Here is a 16,832-nt window from a genome sequence, read left to right as displayed (position 1 = left end):
AAAATAAAAAAATGTCATTTCAAAAAACATTACTGATAAGTACTTTAATTCTTAATTTTTGTGCTTTCTCTCAAAATAAGGTAAGTTATTCTTTATATAATTATAACTTAAACTTAATAAATCCTGCTTTTGCAGGTCAAAAAAACCATACATCAATACTTATAAATTCTAAAAGTCAATGGGTTGGAATTCCTGATGCACCTAAAACGAATACAATTTCTTTAAATATTCCTTTGAACGAACATGTTGGGGCAGGATTAAATATTATTAATGATAAAGTCTTTATTTTTAACCAAACACAAATTTCTTTAGACGCTTCTTATAAGTTAAAAGTAAGTGATAATCATAATTTACTATTTGGTATTAGAGGCCAAGCAAATTTATATAGTGGAGATTTTAATACTATTAAAACTGAAGTAAATAATGATGCTTTTTTTGCTGAATCTATTAATACATTTAGTCCTAACTTCTCTATCGGTACTGCATTAATACATGAAAATTATTATATCCATACAACAATAAATACTTTGTTAATTGATGATCGTTATAAGGAACTTAATAACTCTAAAAAGGAAAAAAAATTAAATATGAACATAGGAGGTGGTTATATTATTAAGTTGAATGATTATTTAAAGCTAACCCCGTCTACCCTAATTACAATTGTACAAGGTACTCCATTAGTTTTTGATTTAAATACAGATTTAGAAATCAAAGAAAAATATAATCTAGGGTTTTCTTATTCATTTAATAATTCTATTCAAATAAACGGTAAAATAACTACTACAGAATGGATTGACTTAGGTTATAGTTATAGTATGTATACAAATAAAATAAGCCCTTATCAAAGCGGAACTCATGAGTTTTTTGCTTTATTTAATTTAGATACTATTTTTTAAAAATTAAATGGTTAATATATAAAACTTAAAGACTAATGCTTTTTAAGTTTTATATATTTTCAAATAGTAACTTCACATAACTATCTTCTGGGTTTTCATAAACCTCTTTTGTTATTCCTTGTTGCAATACATTTCCATTTTGTAATACTAATATTTCATCAGAAATTTCAATAGCATCTTTAATATCATGTGTAACAAAAATTGCAGTTGTATTAGTTTCCTTCAAGATTCTTTGAACGTCTTTACGTAACTGATTTCTTAAAATAACATCTAAATTACTAAAAGGTTCATCTAAAATTAATAATTCAGGTTTTGGTGCTAATGCTCTTGCCAAGGCAACACGTTGTTGTTGACCTCCTGATAATTCATGTGGATAATTTTTCTCTTTATCAGATAACCCTACTAAATCTAATACTTCTTTTACTCTTTCTTTCTTGTTTGATAATTTAGAAATTCCGTAAGCAATATTATCAAATATTGTAAAGTGAGGAAATAATGCATAATCTTGAAAAACCATTCCTACATTTCTAAACTGTGGTTCTATAAAAATTGAATTTGAAGAAACTACTTTATTTTTTAATAAAATAGTGCCTGCATCTATAACTTCTAAACCCGTTATTAAACGAATTAGTGTAGTTTTCCCGCTTCCACTCTCTCCTACTATTGCAACAATATTTCCTTTAATTAAAGATAAAGAAACATTATTCAACGCAACTATTTCTCCTTTATTAAATGTTTTTTTAACTCCTTTTACTTCTAATAACATAACTTAGTTAACTTTCTTTAGCTATTAATCTATTTAAAAATAATATAGGCATTATTCCTGTTAAAATAATAAATAATGATGGCAATGCTGCTTCTGCAATTAACTCATCACTTGCATACTCATATGCCTTAACAGCTAATGTATTTATATGATATGGCTTTAAAATTAAAGTTAAAGGCAGTTCTTTCATTACATCTACAAAAACCAAAATAAAAGCACTTAATATTGCTGATTTTAATAGCGGAAACTCAATTCTTATAAATGTACTAATATTACCACTCCCTAAAATTCTTGACGCTTCTGATAATGAATTACCAAATTTTAACGCATTTGATTCTATAGGATTATAAGCAACTGCCAAAAAACGAACAATATAAGCATAAACTAAAACCATTATCGTTCCGTTTATTATAAAGCCAATCTTTACATCAAATATATTCTTCATAAAAATCACCAGCCATTTATCTAAAGATAATGTAGGTATTAAAACACCTACTGCAATTACTGCTCCTGGAATTGCATATCCTAAAACACCTATTTTTGCAATAGATTTCATCCATGATAATCGATTCCATTTTGATAAAAATATTAAGAGTAAAGCAAAAAAAACGGTGCAAAATGCTGAAATCGTTGCCACTCCTAAACTCTCAATTGATAAATATATAAACTCAGAAGTAAATACTTCTTTGTAAGTTAAAAATGCCCAATATAATAATTGAAATAACGGTAATAAAAAACCAAATAACACAGGTATAAAGGCAATTGTAAAGAAAACTATTTTCAATTTATTGGAAATAGTTGCTATTTTTACCTTTTGATGATTTTTAGTAGCATTAAAGTACCTTATCTTTCTTCGTTGCCATTTTTCTACCGTTATTAATAAAAATATTATTATTACTAAAATGGCTGATAAATAAATGGCTGTTTCTGGTTCTTCTAAAGAAAACCAAGCTCTAAAAATCCCTGTAGTAAATGTATTTATCCCGTAATATTTAGCCGCACCATAATCATTTAACACTTCCATCAAAACCAAAATTAAACCACCAATAAATGCAGGTCGTGCCAATGGTAAAATCAATTTAAAGAATGTTTTTCGCTCTCCTGCTCCTAATAATTTTGAAGCCTCTATTATATTATTAGATTGATTTAAAAAGAAAGCTCTTGACGCTACATATACATAAGGATATAATGAAATACTAAGCACAAAAATTAGCCCTAAATGATTCATTACATCAATCTTAACACCAAATACATTTTCTATAATTCCGCCATAATCAAAAATACCCGCATACGCATACGCCGTAATATATGATGGAATTGCTAGTGGAAGTATTAATAACCATTCTAATTGCTTTTTTAATGGAATATAATAACGAGAAACTATCCAAGCAGATGAAATACCTAAAAGCAATGTTAAAATGCTTGTACCAAAAATCAATAAAACTGAGTTTTTAATATAGTTTGGTAATAAATTATCGACTAAATGATTCCATGTTTCACCCGGACCATAAAGTAAATTAATAAAAACAATAAGTATAGGAATAGCTACAAACAAAACAATGGTCAATAAAAATATTGACCATTTATTGGTATCTCTTTGTATGTTCTTAATACTGTATTTCACAGGTTATTTAGTATGATCTATTCTTATGACTGATAAATATATCATGAAGAATTTTATTAGTTCTTATTTTTAACAAAAATCACAAATAAACAATATATTACAATAACTACCTATATATTATTTTTAGAATTTTCATCTATTTTTTCTTTTGGTTTTCTCCACAAAAGAAGGCACACCCCCATCCAAAGTAGTACTATTACAACCATTCCTATAAAAAACATATCTCGTCCTCTATCTAATGAATAGTCTAGTATTCCAAATATATAATACGCTAAAATAGCTATAAATATAACCTGACCTACAAAATAAGCTATTACTCCTTTTTTTGTTAAATATTTTAATACTAACGCTTCTAACATTTTATTTTTTCTTTTTAAAAAAATTTCTACAACCTTATTTCCACCCAGCAATATCAAAAGTTAATACCGCTTTTTTATTGTTCTCTCCTAGTTTAGTTAATGATAAATTATCTTCTTTAAAACTTCCCCAAGACTCTAATAAATATGACGGTGAAACTTCAAGGTTTACTGGATATTCGTAATTTGCTTTTGCAAATACTTCTTGTGATTTTTTACTTGCTAAAAATTCTATAAATTTAATTGCGTTTACTTTATTAGGTGCATATTTTGCTACTCCTGCTCCACTAACATTAATATGTGTTCCGCTGTCATTTTGGTTAGGAAAAAATATTTTAACTCCTTTACCTGCTTTTACTTCTTCTGGATTTTTAGAATTTAATAACTTACCAATATAATATGTATTAACTACTGCAATATCTCCTTCACCAGCAACTACAGCTTTTACTTGATCTCTATCGTTTCCTTTTGGTGAACGTGCCATATTAGCAACAATACCGTTTGCCCATTCTGTTGCTTTTTCTTCACCTTTATTCGCTATAATTGAAGCTAATAATGATTGATTGTAGATATTACCTGATGAACGAATTAAAATTCTATTTTTCCATTTAGCTCCCGTTAAGTCTTCATAAGTCGTTAATTCTTCCTCGGTTACTTTCTTTGGATTATACACAATAACACGTGCTCTTTTTGTTAAAGCAAACCAGTTATTATCTTTATCTTTTAAATGAGAAGGAATCGTTTTGTTCAAAAATTCTGAAGTAGCTGCTTGTAATAATCCTTTCTTTTTTGCTCTTACTAAACGGCCAGCATCAACTGTTATTAAAACATCAGCAGGAGATTGTTCTCCTTCAATGCTCATTTTTTGCATTAACTCATCGGCCTTTGCATTTACTACATTTACTTTAATTCCTGTTTCTTTTTCAAACTGTGCAAATAACTCTTGATCTGCTTTATAATGACGGTGTGTATATACGTTTACTTCTTGTTTTTTAATTTCTTTTTTTTGTTCTGATTTACAAGAAAAAAGTACAATTGACGCTATAAAAATTAATATGATTTGTTTCATTTCTAAAATAATTTTGTTAAAATTAAAATTTTGTATTTACTATAAATACACTGCTCTATTTAGAATAAAAATAAATGAAATTTATATTTTAAATTCTAATGTTACATACCAATTTCTTGAAGATGAAGGTATAATTCCAGGTCCTGGGTAACCAGTTGCTCTACGTGTAAAATACTTCTCGTCAAGTAAATTATTTACACCTGCTTCTATCTTAAACATTTTGTATTTATAAGATGTAGAAAAGTCTAATACGTTATATGATGGAATCACTCCATTAATAGCACTAAACCCAGAAATAACAGAGTTTGAGGCATCTGTAAATTGCTCTCCTAAATATGTATATTGAAAACTGGTTAAAAAGTTTTTATAACCAAACTTTACTCCTGTTTTTAAATTAAAATCTGGTACAAACTCTACTTGATTGCCCTTAACCCCATTGATCTGAGATTCAGTATATTTCGATTTAATAAACGAAGCGTTAACAAAATAATTAAAACTAAAATCATTATTAATATCTAGTATTTTTTTCAAATTAAAATCAAACAAACTCTCAACACCTAAAATACGAGCTTTACCGACGTTTCCTCTTTCTAAAACAGCCCTCCCATCTGGTAATCCTTTTGATATTACACCGATTCTATCATTATAAAACAGCCCAAAAACACCTAGATCATAAGATATTAAACGCTTGTAATTTCCTCGCATTCCAAAATCAGAAGTATATCCTTTTTCATCACCAATTAACGGATTTATACTAAAAGATTGGTTTACTATATTCAAATCTGAAAATGTTACAGAACGGTAATTCTGAGATATATTTCCATAAAATTCCAAATTACTATTTGGTTTATAACTAGCCCCTATGCCTAACAATAAAAAAGTACGTTGATTACTTTCATTACTATAGTCTGTTTCATTTAAAATAACATTACCAGCCCCATCTCTATTAATTTTTTTATAAAAACCATCACTTTCGGTTTTTATATATTCAAACCTAAAACCTGGGGTTATTGAAAATTTATCGTTTAAATAGAATATGTTTTCCCCAAAAACAGCAATATTCAAATTCGGATTTTTATAATTAGATTGATTTTTATAATCCGGATAACTAGCTAAAGCTGAAGAAAAACTTGCATCAGTTCCATTAGTTCCAGGCCCTTGTATAGAGGTGTTTTCAGCTTTATAAAATTTTGTTCCTATTAAAAAAGTAGCTTTTTTATTAAAAACTGTATACTTACTTAATAAACGAGTTTCAAATCCAAAATTTTTAAAATCACCTGTAATTAAATCACGTTCATTATTATCATCTTCTTGATCTACACGATTTGTTCTATAACCAATTGCCTTTCTAGCAGCATCTAAACCAAATAAATTAAATGTAAAATTGGTATTCTCTGAAAATTTATGTGATAATTTTAAATTATATAACAACCAATCTATTTCAAACCAATTTCTAGTTCTATTACTTTGTAATGGATTTTCATTAAACATAGCGTCTGTTAAACCACCACCTTGATGCGCGAGATATGTTAAATAGGTAACTTCAGCTTCTAATTTAGTACTATTGTTAAATTCATATCCTAAATGTGCAAAGGCATTTTTAGCGTGAAATTCAGAGTTTGGACGAAACCCATCTCCTTGTTTATAATTATAATAAGCAAAGTAACTAAACTTATTTTTTGTACCGCTTACGCTCGTAAAATTGGTAAATAAATTATTACTTCCTAAAGTATTTCTAGTAATAATTTCTAAAGGTTTATTAGCATTTGGTTTCTTCATAACAAAGTTTACCAAACCTCCAAACTGTGTACCATATTGTAATGAAGCAGCACCACGAACAATTTGAATTTTCTCTAATGCTTCTGCCGGAGGCGTATAATAACTCTCAGGATACCCTAATACATCTGCGCTAATATCGTAACCGTTTTGACGGGTATTAAAATTAGAGGTTCTGTTAGGGTCTAAACCACGACCACCAATATTTAATTGTAAACCTGCATCGTCGTTTTGAAAAATATTTAACCCCACAACTTGGCTATAAATTTGACGTGCATTATTTGATGCTAAAGCAGCCGAAGTTTCACTTACCAAAACTACTTCATTTTTTTTACCCGCAAATATAGCAGTTTGTTCTACATCTTTTAAACGTGTTAATTCAAACACCTTTCTTCGTTGTGCTTTTATTACTATTTCAGTTAGTTCTTCAGTAAAAGATTGTAGCTTTATATTTAAAATAAGGCTTTTATTTACAACTATTTCCTGTTCTTTTAACTGAAATTCATTCGCATAAAAAACCACAATAAATTTTTGTTTATCTGTAGTGTATTGGTATAATCCTTTTGAATTTGTTACCGCAAGTAATTTCCCTGATTTTGCATAAATATTAACTTTATTTAAAGGCACATTTTTTTCTGAAGTTATAACTCCAGATACTTTATGTTGCGCGTAAATTGTTGTAGAAAACAGCAAAAATACGATTGCTAAAATTTTTAATATACTCTCATTAAATTTAGAGTACTTACACTTGTATTTGAACATATTTTTAAAGTCCATTAATTTTAATTTTATTGGTAAAAGGTAATATCCATTTTTTATGTTTAAAACCTTCCTTTTGTTGATATAAATCAATATTTGAATTTATATACGATTCACTTAAACGTCCATTTAATGCTACAAAACTCTCTACATATACTTCTATATTTTTATGTCCGTCTCTTTTAAAATGATCCCCTAAATAATGTGCATATTCTAAAATAAAATCGGGCTGAAAACTCATTTGTTTTTCTTGATACGTTGTTAAAAAATCGGTATTATCAACATAAAAAAACTTTCCTGTTTTACCATCTACTATTTTAAAACTTGCATAACCTGCTTTTTCCATTAACATTACACGCCAAGAAAACCGATATCCTTCCTCTGTCCAAAATAACTCACCAGGATATAATAAGTATCGCCAAGGCATTAAAAGTTGAATTATTAAAAACACACCAACTATTACAGTAATAGTTTTTCTTTTTGTATTTGAATACTGGTAATTAGCAATACTTTGTATTTTTTCTATGGGTAATCTAAAAACACGTTTTATGTTATTGATTATTTTCTCGTGAAATGTACCCTCAAAGAAAATGAGTGTTGCTATTATCATTATAAACGGAAACATTCCGATAGGAAATAAAATTCGAGTAAATACATGAAAAAATACAACTAATGTAAAAGCCAACAAGCGTGTTCTTTTCCATAATAATAAAAAAGGAATACTTAAATCATATAACGCTCCATTCCAACTCATTACGTAATGAAACCATTCTTGTTGCATTACGTTATTTCCTATAAACGGTATATCATACTTTGATGGTAACCATATTTTTAATGGCATTGCTCTAAATAACCAATCGGAATTTAACTTTGCCAATCCTGCATAAAAATAAACAATTACTAATAAGAGCTTTATACTATCGATTGTCCATTTTGGAATATTTTTAAATTCTTTTTTTAAAAGAAAACTGTCTACTGAAAAATACTTATTTGCAGGTAAAAAAATTAATAAAAAACTTAATAAACTTATAAAATAATAATGGTTTAAATAAGTTGTTTTATCCATTAACTCAATGTAAGTGAAACTTAAAAAGAAAAAAATAATTGCCAATCTATATTTGTAACCTATCGTTATAAATATTGCTGATAAACCGCATAAAATAAAAAGTAGGTATGTATACGTTCCTATTGGTTGTACCCATTCAAAACCATAATATGTAAAGTGAAACTTAGGTTCTAAGTATAATTTTTCTATCCACCCGTGATACCAAAATCTAATAATGCTGGCAAGCATCATTATACCAAATAAAATACGAAAAACCGCTAGAGGAGCGGCATTTGTTTGATTCTTTATATATTTTTCTTTGGTCATTAATTATAAAAAGCTGCCCCAAATAGGACAGCTTTTATTTTTTATCTTTTATTAATCTCCATCATTATCTACATAGCCCGCATCTAAGCTTATACCAAATGCTTGCATCATACCTACTTTTAAAGATATAATATTTTTTTGCAACTTATCAAATGCTTTTGTCATTACTACATTATTGTTTGTAATTTGTTCAGTAAAGTTATCACCTAGCGTATTAATTTGCGTTCTCGAATTATCAAATTGACTGTTAATTAATGTTGCTAAATCACTTCTATCTAAAGCTATTAAATATGCATTAAATCCTAATTTCTCAACATTTGATGCTCCAAAATTCTTACCTTTAAAAAAGCTCTGTGATGCATTTAATGCTTCTAAAGCCAATTCTTTTGATAAATTCTGTTGGTAAAAAGCTTCAACTTTTTCAGGAAAAGTTGTTCCTCCTGAGAAACTACCTACTGGAATACCAAATTTATTACTTCTAATACCTTTTTCATAATGAAAAACATAGTCATTTACTATTTTATTAACTGAAGCTGTTCCTGAATTCCCTGAATTATTTACAAAAGAATCTCTAAAGGCCCCATTCCAATCACTAACTACAAGAGTCGTAACCTCACTCATTTTAGTTACAACATCTGTAAGGTATTTTTTATATTTTACTGCATCTACTCCTGTATATTTTGCTACGATTGCTGTATCACCTACTGCAATTCCATAAAATAAATAATCTAACGCAGGAAATCCTATTTCGTCTTTTGAATTAGTATGTGCTAAATCGTATGTACCACTCATTATGTTCGTTTCAACTTGAGTAACGTTTGTAGGAAAAATATTAAAATAATTTACAAATTGTAATTCTTCCGCCTTACCTATATTAAACATAGCTACATGTTGCCAAGCTTTATATGCTTCATTATAAGAAGCACGAACATCTTGTAAAGTAACGATGCTTGGTGTACTATTATAAATTGCAGTTTTTTCTTTTAAAACAATTAACTTATCATTAAACTCTTTAAAAGCAGGTATAATAATATCATCAGCCATGTGTGTTAACATTGCTTTTCTATCAAAATTATCTTTTGGAGCTGGATTATCTGAATTAGAACTGCTACAAGCGTAAACCGTTATAGCAACAACTAAAATTAAAATTATTTTCTTCATAATTGTTATTTCTATTTATTCTAAATAAAGTATGCAAATATAAAAAAAGTAGCTGTTTAAGACAGCTACTTTTTAATAAAATATATTTTTTAAAAATTAGTTTACAGTTTCTGCTACTACAAAATTAAACTTAGCTGCTATTTTACTAGAAACAGCATCTAATGTAGCCACGGTAGAAGCTTCCCACAATCCGTTACCTGTACCTAATAAATCACTTAAATATCCATCAATCTCAACTTTTGTAAAATATGAGCTTGCACTATTAGATTTACGTGTAAATTGTAAACTATATAGAAATCCTAAACCTTCTGAAAGATCATGAAAAGCTGCTGCTTTATCAGTAGCTAATAAGGTTTTACCTGCTTGTAAATAATGAACTGTTCTAATTGCTATTACTTCTGATATTTTTTCACGTATAATTTCTGCTTGTTTATCACGTAATGTATAATCTTTAGCTACAATTGCTGCTCTACCTAACTTAAATGCATCATAAACACTTTTTGCAACACCTGCAAAATCTGAATCTGCTTCAACTTTTCCTAAATATTTATTTAAAAAACTGTCTGCACCCAAAACTGGAACTTCTGGATTAACTTCAGTACCATACAAGTACCCATAAGCCTCATCCCATTTATGCTCCATTGTAGTGTAGTCTTTACCTGTAGCAACAGTACCTGCATTATTATCTGTTATATTTGTACCTGCATCTAAAACTGCTAAACTTAAATAGTTATTTAACATTTGATCAGCCATTAAAGCACCTATTAAACCTTTTGCAAAAATCTGATTTAATTCTACTCCTTTACCATTAATGTATCTTGCTGTACCACTATTCTGTTCTAACTTCCCTGCTGTTCCTGCAACTGCATTAAAAGCCCAGTTTGGATATACAACAGCTACTTGTTCTGTTATCCAAGAATCAAATTTTGCCTTAATTGCATTTGCATCGGTAGTATTAGCAGCAAAAAAATCAACAGATGCTGCAACTTTACTACGTACACTTTTACTTGAAGTATTTAAATCTGCATCAGAAAAATCTGCATTACCCGCAGTATGTGCAAACATTTCATTTAACGCAACTTCAGTTTTAGTTACATCTTTTAATGCAGATGTTAACTCTGTTGCCATTTTAATACGCGTTGTTTGCCCTGAAAAACTAACCGAAGAGTTTCCGTTTCTTTCAAACTTATATGTTGTTGGCGCAGTAACGTTATTAATTGGAGTATCTCCATCACTAGAACAAGATGTAAATACTAAAGCTGAAATAGCTAATATTGAAAAAACAACTTTCTTCATTTTATTTAGATTTAATTTTAATAAATTTTATGCAAATCTATGTAACAAATCTAATCTATCAAATTTTATTTGGATTTATTTTAAATAAAGATAAGCTATTTTATTACATTATAAAATAATCTATAATGTGCTATAATGTTTTTAAATAACTAATAACAGCACGTCTAATATCATAACTTAAATCAGATGTATCTGGCTTATATATAGTAAGTATATTGGGGTTTTTGTCTGATAACATAGGAATATCTAATCCTCTTAGTAAGTAATCTGAAAAAGCTACTTTATAAATTTTATTATCATTTATTACTTTATTATTTATAAACCATTCATCACTTTTTTTACTAACATTATAACGTTGTAAATAAGCACCAGTACCGGCAGCGTTATAACCATAATCTAAAACCTCTTTAAGTAAATTTCCTTTGATATCAACTTTTAAAATTGCTCCACCATATGGTAAAACTCTAAAGATGTCTACAATATTAACATCTCCTTCTAAAACATCGTCAATACGAACAGAACCTCCATTCACTAAGGCACAATCAACTTTATTATCATAAGCCAAACTCATAGCTTTTGTAATAATTTTTCCCATATTGGTTTGAACACTTCTAATCTGAGTTTCTCTAGCTTCTAATGGAATTGTTGTCTTATATATTACTTCATAAGGGTTTGATACAATATCTTGTATTTGTATTTTTAACTTCTTTTGCCATTTATCAACAATTGCTCCTACTTTTTTATTTGTAGCAATCTTGTCATTAATCTCCTTTAATTCTGATTTTAATTTTACTTTTTTTGTAATTGGATTATACTCAAAACGATGAATATAAGCTGTCTTAGCATTCGCATCAGCTTTTGCTATAACTACATTCCCTATACTATCATAACTATTAGCATGCTCGTGTCCCCCCATTATCAAAGGAACATTTGGTAATAATTCAGCAACTTTTTTATCTTGATTAAACGTTAAGTGCGTTAAGCCTATAACAATATCTACCTTATCTTTAACTTCATTATATGATTTTTTAATTTCTTCATAAATATCTCTATAATACACATAACTCCGAGGGTTTGAAGGAATACATGCACTTATAAAACCTACTTTTAATTTTGTACCATCAGCATTATTAAACTCTCTGATATATGAATCTTTTAAATATTCTTTTTTTTCATTGATTACTTTATGAAAATATTCATGCTTCCCTGCTTTGTTGTGAAAAGTGTTTGCTGAAATCCAATTAAATTTACTTTCATTTAATCTTTTTTGCAAACTAGAGTAACTCAAATCAAACTCATGATTACCAAAAGCTACAAGATCGAAATTCATTGCATTCATAACTTCAATCATTTGTTTACCTCTAACCCTATCTCCATCTATTTTCATAGTACCTATTAAAGACGGATTTAAAAAGTCTCCTGCTAAAACAAGCATTGTATTTTTTTCTTCTTTTAATAAGTTTTGATGTACAGTTTCAACTCTTGCCATTCCTCCAAACTGTCCTCCTTGAATTGGCGCAATTTCATAAACATCATTTAATTGAAGTATATTAAAATATGTTTTACCTGCTTCTTTTTTAAAACTATATACAGGTTCTGAAGTCTTTTCTGTGCTTTTTTTAAAATTACAGCTAAAAATTAAAGCAGTCGTTACCGCTATAAATAATAATTTAAAATGGCTCATTGTGTTCTTTTTAATATAAGAAATAAAAAAAATTAGTGAAGATATTTACGTGTATTTTTCCTAATTTCTTTTCGGTATGCTACCAGTTCAGGAAATTGATAAAAGAAATTCATTTTTTTTTCTGCAATTGTTTTAGGATTTCTAATTTTTGGTCTTAAAACAAATGCTGTCCAACTTTCAACAATGTCTTCTTCTGGGCTTTCCACCGCATAATCGGTAATAAACTCAGTATCATTATTCATATATAACAAATCATGTTTCTTCTTTACACAATTTGCTTCTGTATAACAATAATCCCTTTGTATAACATCCCAACTATCTAATAAAGCTCCTTTCCAAAATAAATTAACAAATTTATTTATATAACTTTTCTTATAAGCTTCTCCTTCTAAAGTTAAATATGACTCTCCTTCTCCTTGCAAATTTTTCTTTGTTGGTCTTATCTGGGTTTTGTTTAGCGTTAATAAATGTCCGAATTCATGAACCATTGTATAAATAGATTCATGCAATCTTTTTTTATCCCTAGTTTTAAGGTTCACATCTCTAACATCAATCTCTAACATCCATTTATCATTCCTTGAATTTAATGAAATAAGTGCTCCTGTTTTTTCATCTACACCATCAGTCATTAAAAGGATTCTTTTAATATATTTCCTTGTTAACTCTTTAGGAAATATCCTATAAAACTCTTCCCAATAATCATTAGCTAAGTCATTTTTATTAGATCCATTTTTAATTAAAGCTCCATTTTGAATCTGCCATACTCCTATCCTTATATCAACCTGAGATTGACAAAAGACAGAAAAGAATAAAAAAAGAGTAAAAATTTTAAATTTCATCATATGTTAAAATACGTCTAATGCCTTATTATAAGCACTTTCAAAACTCATTGGTTTTATATTTGTTTCTATTTTTTGAGTAGTAAAATAGGATATTAATTTTTCAGTAGGCATATTACCTGTTAATTCATCTTTTGCCATCGGGCACCCTCCATAGCCTTTAATAGCACCATCAAAACGACGACAACCAGCTTTAAAAGCACTATCTACTTTCTCAAACCATTTTGCAGGAGTCGTATGCAAATGTGCTCCAAACTCTATTTGAGGGTAACTTAGTATTAAGTTAGAAAACAAATAATCTATATCTTCAGGAGTTGAACTACCAACCGTATCTGATAAAGATAAGATTTTTACACCTAAATTCGACAATTTTTCTGTCCATTCTCCAACTATCTCGACGTTCCAAGGATCTCCGTAAGGATTTCCAAATCCCATTGATAAATACGCTACTACTTCTTTATTGGTTCTATTAGCTATCGCCAATACTTCTTTTAGCGTATCAATAGATTGCGCTATTGTTTTATGCGTATTACGCATTTGAAAGTTTTCAGATATCGAAAAAGGATATCCTAGATAGTTTATCTCTTCGAATTGAGACGCATCATTAGCTCCTCTAACATTAGCTACAATTGCTAACAATTTGCTTCTTGTTGTAGATAAATCTAACTTTGATAACACCTCAGCTGTATCTCTCATTTGTGGAATTGCCTTTGGTGATACAAAACTTCCAAAATCTATAGTATCAAATCCTACCTTTAACAAAGAATTTATATACTTTGCCTTCGCTTCTGTAGAGATAAAATGACTTTTAATTCCCTGCATCGCATCACGAGGGCATTCTATAATTTTTATACTGTCAATCATTATGCCAAATATACAAATTTTGATTCGTTTTATTTATTTTGTTTTTCTTCAGAATGTTAAAGCTATTGTAAATATATTTTAACTTAACAAAAGATTATTACTCTTTTCACTAACTCTTTATTGTAATAAATATTTATTTTTATGAAATAAACTGTCACAACTCAAAAGTTAAATTGTCTATAACATAGATAGAATCATTCTCTTTGGAATCTAAAACAACGCATATCAACCAACTAATAGAACGCTGTAAAAAAAATGATAGTAATGCACAAATGCAAGTGTATAATGACTATTATAAAGCAATGTATAATACTGCTTATCGCATTTTAAAAGATGAATTTGAAGCTGAAGATTTAATTCAAGAAGCTTTTTTAACTGCTTTTACTAAGTTAAATACTTTTAAAGGAGATGTTACTTTTGGCGCTTGGTTAAAAAGAATTGTAATCAACAAAAGTATTACACAATTAAAGAAAAATAATCGTTATAACGAAGTGAAAATGGAAATTATTCCTAACCCTGAAGAAGAGACAACTGTAAATTATAGTTCTTTAACGGTAAAAGAGGTAATGAGTAGTTTACTTAATTTAAAAGAAAATTATCGAGTTATTTTAACTTTAAACTTAATAGAAGGCTATGATTACGAAGAGATATCTCAAATATTAAATTACACAAACGAAAATGTACGCACAACTATTTCTAGAGCTAAGAAAAAATTAAAACAAGTATTACTTGCTAACAAAAAAAACACACAAGTATATGGAAGATAAACTAAAAGAGTTTTTTAATGAAAACAATTTTGATATATACGAGCCGCATTCAGGTCATTCAAATCGATTTCAAAGAAAACTTCAACAACAAAAAAAACAGCATAAACCAACAATATTTTGGATGAGTATTGCTGCTTCAATTGTGCTTGTCTTAGGATTTTATCTTGGTAGTTACCAACAGAATAACAATTATGATTTAGCCGATATTTCACCAAAAATGGCTGAAACTCAAAGTTTTTTTGTTTCAACCATTAACCAAGAATTAAAAGAAATAGAACAGTATCGGAATATAGAAACTGAAAAAATAATTGAAGATTCTTTAGAGAAAATTGAAGAACTAGAAGACCATTATAAAGCACTTATTAGCGAGTTAACAAAAAATGAAAACAAACGTCAAGTCATTCAAAAAATGATTGGTAATTACCAACAAAGGCTAACCGTTTTAGAAAGGCTCTTATTACAATTAGAGCGACAAAAAAACCCAACAAAATTAGAAATATTAGATGATGAAATTATATAAACTCTTATTCTTTTTTATATTAATACCAACTATTATGGTAGCAAACGATAAAAAGAAACATGAAAAAAGTAAAACAATAAGTAAAAGTTTTTCTGTAAATGAAAATGCTACCTTATATATTAATAATAAATATGGTAAGGTTAATGTAACAACATGGAATGAAAATCGTATTGAAATTGAAGTTAAAATTATTGTAAAAGGAAATGATTTAACAAATATTGATCGGAAATTAAATTCAATTAATGTTCTTTTTGAAGCTTCAGAAAGCTTAGTCGAAGCTCGTACCAAAATAGAAAGCTCAAAATCTAGTTGGTCATGGTGGGGTTCTAGTAACATCAATTATAAAATTAATTATTTTATAAAAATGCCGATAACCAATAATGCTGATTTACACAATAAATACGGTGCTATTGAATTAGATAGACTTAGTGGTAAGGCTAGTTTAAATTGTGATTACGGAAATATTGAAATAGATCAATTACTAAATGACTCAAATACAATAAACTTAAATTACTGTGGAGATTCTGAAATTAATTTCATAAAATCTGGTAGTTTAAATATCGATTATTCTAAACTACAAATAAAAGAATCAAAATCACTTAGCATTAATGCCGACTACTCAACCGTAAAACTTGGCAATACTAATAGCGTAAAATTTAGTTGCGATTATGGTAGTATCTCTATAAATGAGGCTAAAAATATATCAGGAAGTTCTGATTATACTAGTATAAGAATAGGTACATTAAGAAAAAAACTTAAAATTAATACTGATTTTGGAAGTATTAAAGTTCAAAACATAACAAAAGATTTTGAAAATGTTACCATTGATGGAAGTTATGCTAGTATTAAATTAGGTACTAGTAGTGATAACGCTTTTAAATTTAATATTGATTTAGGGTACGCTAGTTTTAATTACCCTGAAAATAAAGTAGAATTCACTAAAAGCATTAAAAAGAACACAAAAAAATACTATGAAGGTTCTTTTGGTAACGCGAATATTAATTCAACTATAATGATAAAATCTAGATACGGAGGAGTTTCGCTTAAATTAAACGATTAAAAACCTTGTTTATAGCCTGCAAT

At 28.2% G+C, this 16,832-nt stretch carries 15 protein-coding genes; 4 read left to right on the top strand and 11 right to left on the bottom strand.

Annotated elements, in window-relative coordinates; genetic code table 11:
• The first annotated feature begins 11 nt into the window (after positions 1 to 11).
• Complete coding sequence (locus CXF68_RS11195) at positions 12 to 896, top strand: type IX secretion system membrane protein PorP/SprF (RefSeq protein ID WP_157821908.1); 885 nt, start codon at positions 12 to 14, stop codon at positions 894 to 896.
• Between the two features lie 49 nt (positions 897 to 945).
• Here CXF68_RS11195 and CXF68_RS11190 read toward each other — a convergent pair whose 3' ends face one another.
• From CXF68_RS11190 to CXF68_RS11140, 11 genes are all read right to left on the bottom strand, one after another.
• Positions 946 to 1,662 carry an ABC transporter ATP-binding protein gene (locus CXF68_RS11190; protein WP_101044696.1) on the bottom strand — a complete coding sequence of 239 codons (717 nt, stop codon included), beginning with the start codon at positions 1,660 to 1,662 and terminating at the stop codon, positions 946 to 948.
• A gap of 7 nt (positions 1,663 to 1,669) precedes the next feature.
• Positions 1,670 to 3,286 (bottom strand): iron ABC transporter permease, encoded by a 1,617-nt coding sequence (locus CXF68_RS11185; protein WP_101044694.1) that lies wholly within the window; start codon positions 3,284 to 3,286, stop codon positions 1,670 to 1,672.
• 110 nt (positions 3,287 to 3,396) lie between these two features.
• A complete protein-coding gene (locus tag CXF68_RS11180) occupies positions 3,397 to 3,645 on the bottom strand; it encodes a hypothetical protein (RefSeq protein WP_157821907.1) in 249 nt (82 codons plus the stop codon).
• Between the two features lie 34 nt (positions 3,646 to 3,679).
• Positions 3,680 to 4,711 carry a Fe(3+) ABC transporter substrate-binding protein gene (locus tag CXF68_RS11175; protein ID WP_101044690.1) on the bottom strand — a complete coding sequence of 344 codons (1,032 nt, stop codon included), beginning with the start codon at positions 4,709 to 4,711 and terminating at the stop codon, positions 3,680 to 3,682.
• A gap of 81 nt (positions 4,712 to 4,792) precedes the next feature.
• Complete coding sequence (locus CXF68_RS11170; protein ID WP_101047478.1) at positions 4,793 to 7,249, bottom strand: TonB-dependent receptor domain-containing protein; 2,457 nt, start codon at positions 7,247 to 7,249, stop codon at positions 4,793 to 4,795.
• 4 nt (positions 7,250 to 7,253) lie between these two features.
• Positions 7,254 to 8,618 (bottom strand): HTTM domain-containing protein, encoded by a 1,365-nt coding sequence (locus CXF68_RS11165; RefSeq protein WP_101044688.1) that lies wholly within the window; start codon positions 8,616 to 8,618, stop codon positions 7,254 to 7,256.
• Positions 8,619 to 8,669: 51 nt separating this feature from the next.
• Positions 8,670 to 9,779: an imelysin family protein gene (locus CXF68_RS11160; RefSeq protein ID WP_101044685.1), complete on the bottom strand. Its 1,110-nt coding sequence runs from the start codon at positions 9,777 to 9,779 to the stop codon at positions 8,670 to 8,672.
• Between the two features lie 96 nt (positions 9,780 to 9,875).
• On the bottom strand, positions 9,876 to 11,075 hold the full coding sequence (locus CXF68_RS11155; protein WP_101044683.1) for a DUF4856 domain-containing protein: 1,200 nt from the start codon (positions 11,073 to 11,075) through the stop codon (positions 9,876 to 9,878).
• 130 nt (positions 11,076 to 11,205) lie between these two features.
• Positions 11,206 to 12,759, bottom strand: coding sequence for a bifunctional UDP-sugar hydrolase/5'-nucleotidase (locus CXF68_RS11150; protein WP_101044681.1), 1,554 nt, complete (start codon positions 12,757 to 12,759; stop codon positions 11,206 to 11,208).
• Between the two features lie 32 nt (positions 12,760 to 12,791).
• The gene (locus CXF68_RS11145) at positions 12,792 to 13,601 is read right to left on the bottom strand and encodes a putative zinc-binding metallopeptidase (RefSeq protein ID WP_198553801.1); all 810 of its coding nucleotides are present in this window, start codon (positions 13,599 to 13,601) and stop codon (positions 12,792 to 12,794) included.
• A 3-nt stretch (positions 13,602 to 13,604) separates the two neighbouring features.
• Positions 13,605 to 14,462 (bottom strand): hydroxymethylglutaryl-CoA lyase, encoded by an 858-nt coding sequence (locus CXF68_RS11140; protein ID WP_101044677.1) that lies wholly within the window; start codon positions 14,460 to 14,462, stop codon positions 13,605 to 13,607.
• Between the two features lie 203 nt (positions 14,463 to 14,665).
• Here CXF68_RS11140 and CXF68_RS11135 point away from each other — a divergent pair, with 203 nt between their 5' ends.
• From CXF68_RS11135 to CXF68_RS11125, 3 genes are read left to right on the top strand one after another with little or no spacing between them, the layout of a single operon-like run.
• The gene (locus CXF68_RS11135; protein ID WP_198553800.1) at positions 14,666 to 15,229 is read left to right on the top strand and encodes an RNA polymerase sigma factor; all 564 of its coding nucleotides are present in this window, start codon (positions 14,666 to 14,668) and stop codon (positions 15,227 to 15,229) included.
• Complete coding sequence (locus CXF68_RS11130) at positions 15,219 to 15,749, top strand: hypothetical protein (RefSeq protein WP_101044675.1); 531 nt, start codon at positions 15,219 to 15,221, stop codon at positions 15,747 to 15,749. The genes CXF68_RS11135 and CXF68_RS11130 overlap by 11 nt, the downstream gene beginning before the upstream one ends.
• Entirely contained in the window at positions 15,736 to 16,809 is a 1,074-nt protein-coding gene (locus CXF68_RS11125; protein WP_101044673.1) for a hypothetical protein, read from the top strand. The genes CXF68_RS11130 and CXF68_RS11125 overlap by 14 nt, the downstream gene beginning before the upstream one ends.
• The last annotated feature ends 23 nt before the right edge of the window (positions 16,810 to 16,832 follow it).

Origin of the sequence: Tenacibaculum sp. Bg11-29 (genome assembly GCF_002836595.1) — a bacterium.
In the GTDB taxonomy this organism is placed as follows: domain Bacteria; phylum Bacteroidota; class Bacteroidia; order Flavobacteriales; family Flavobacteriaceae; genus Polaribacter.
Note: the sequence above shows the minus strand (reverse complement) of the source record. Positions and strands in the feature narration are given on the sequence as shown.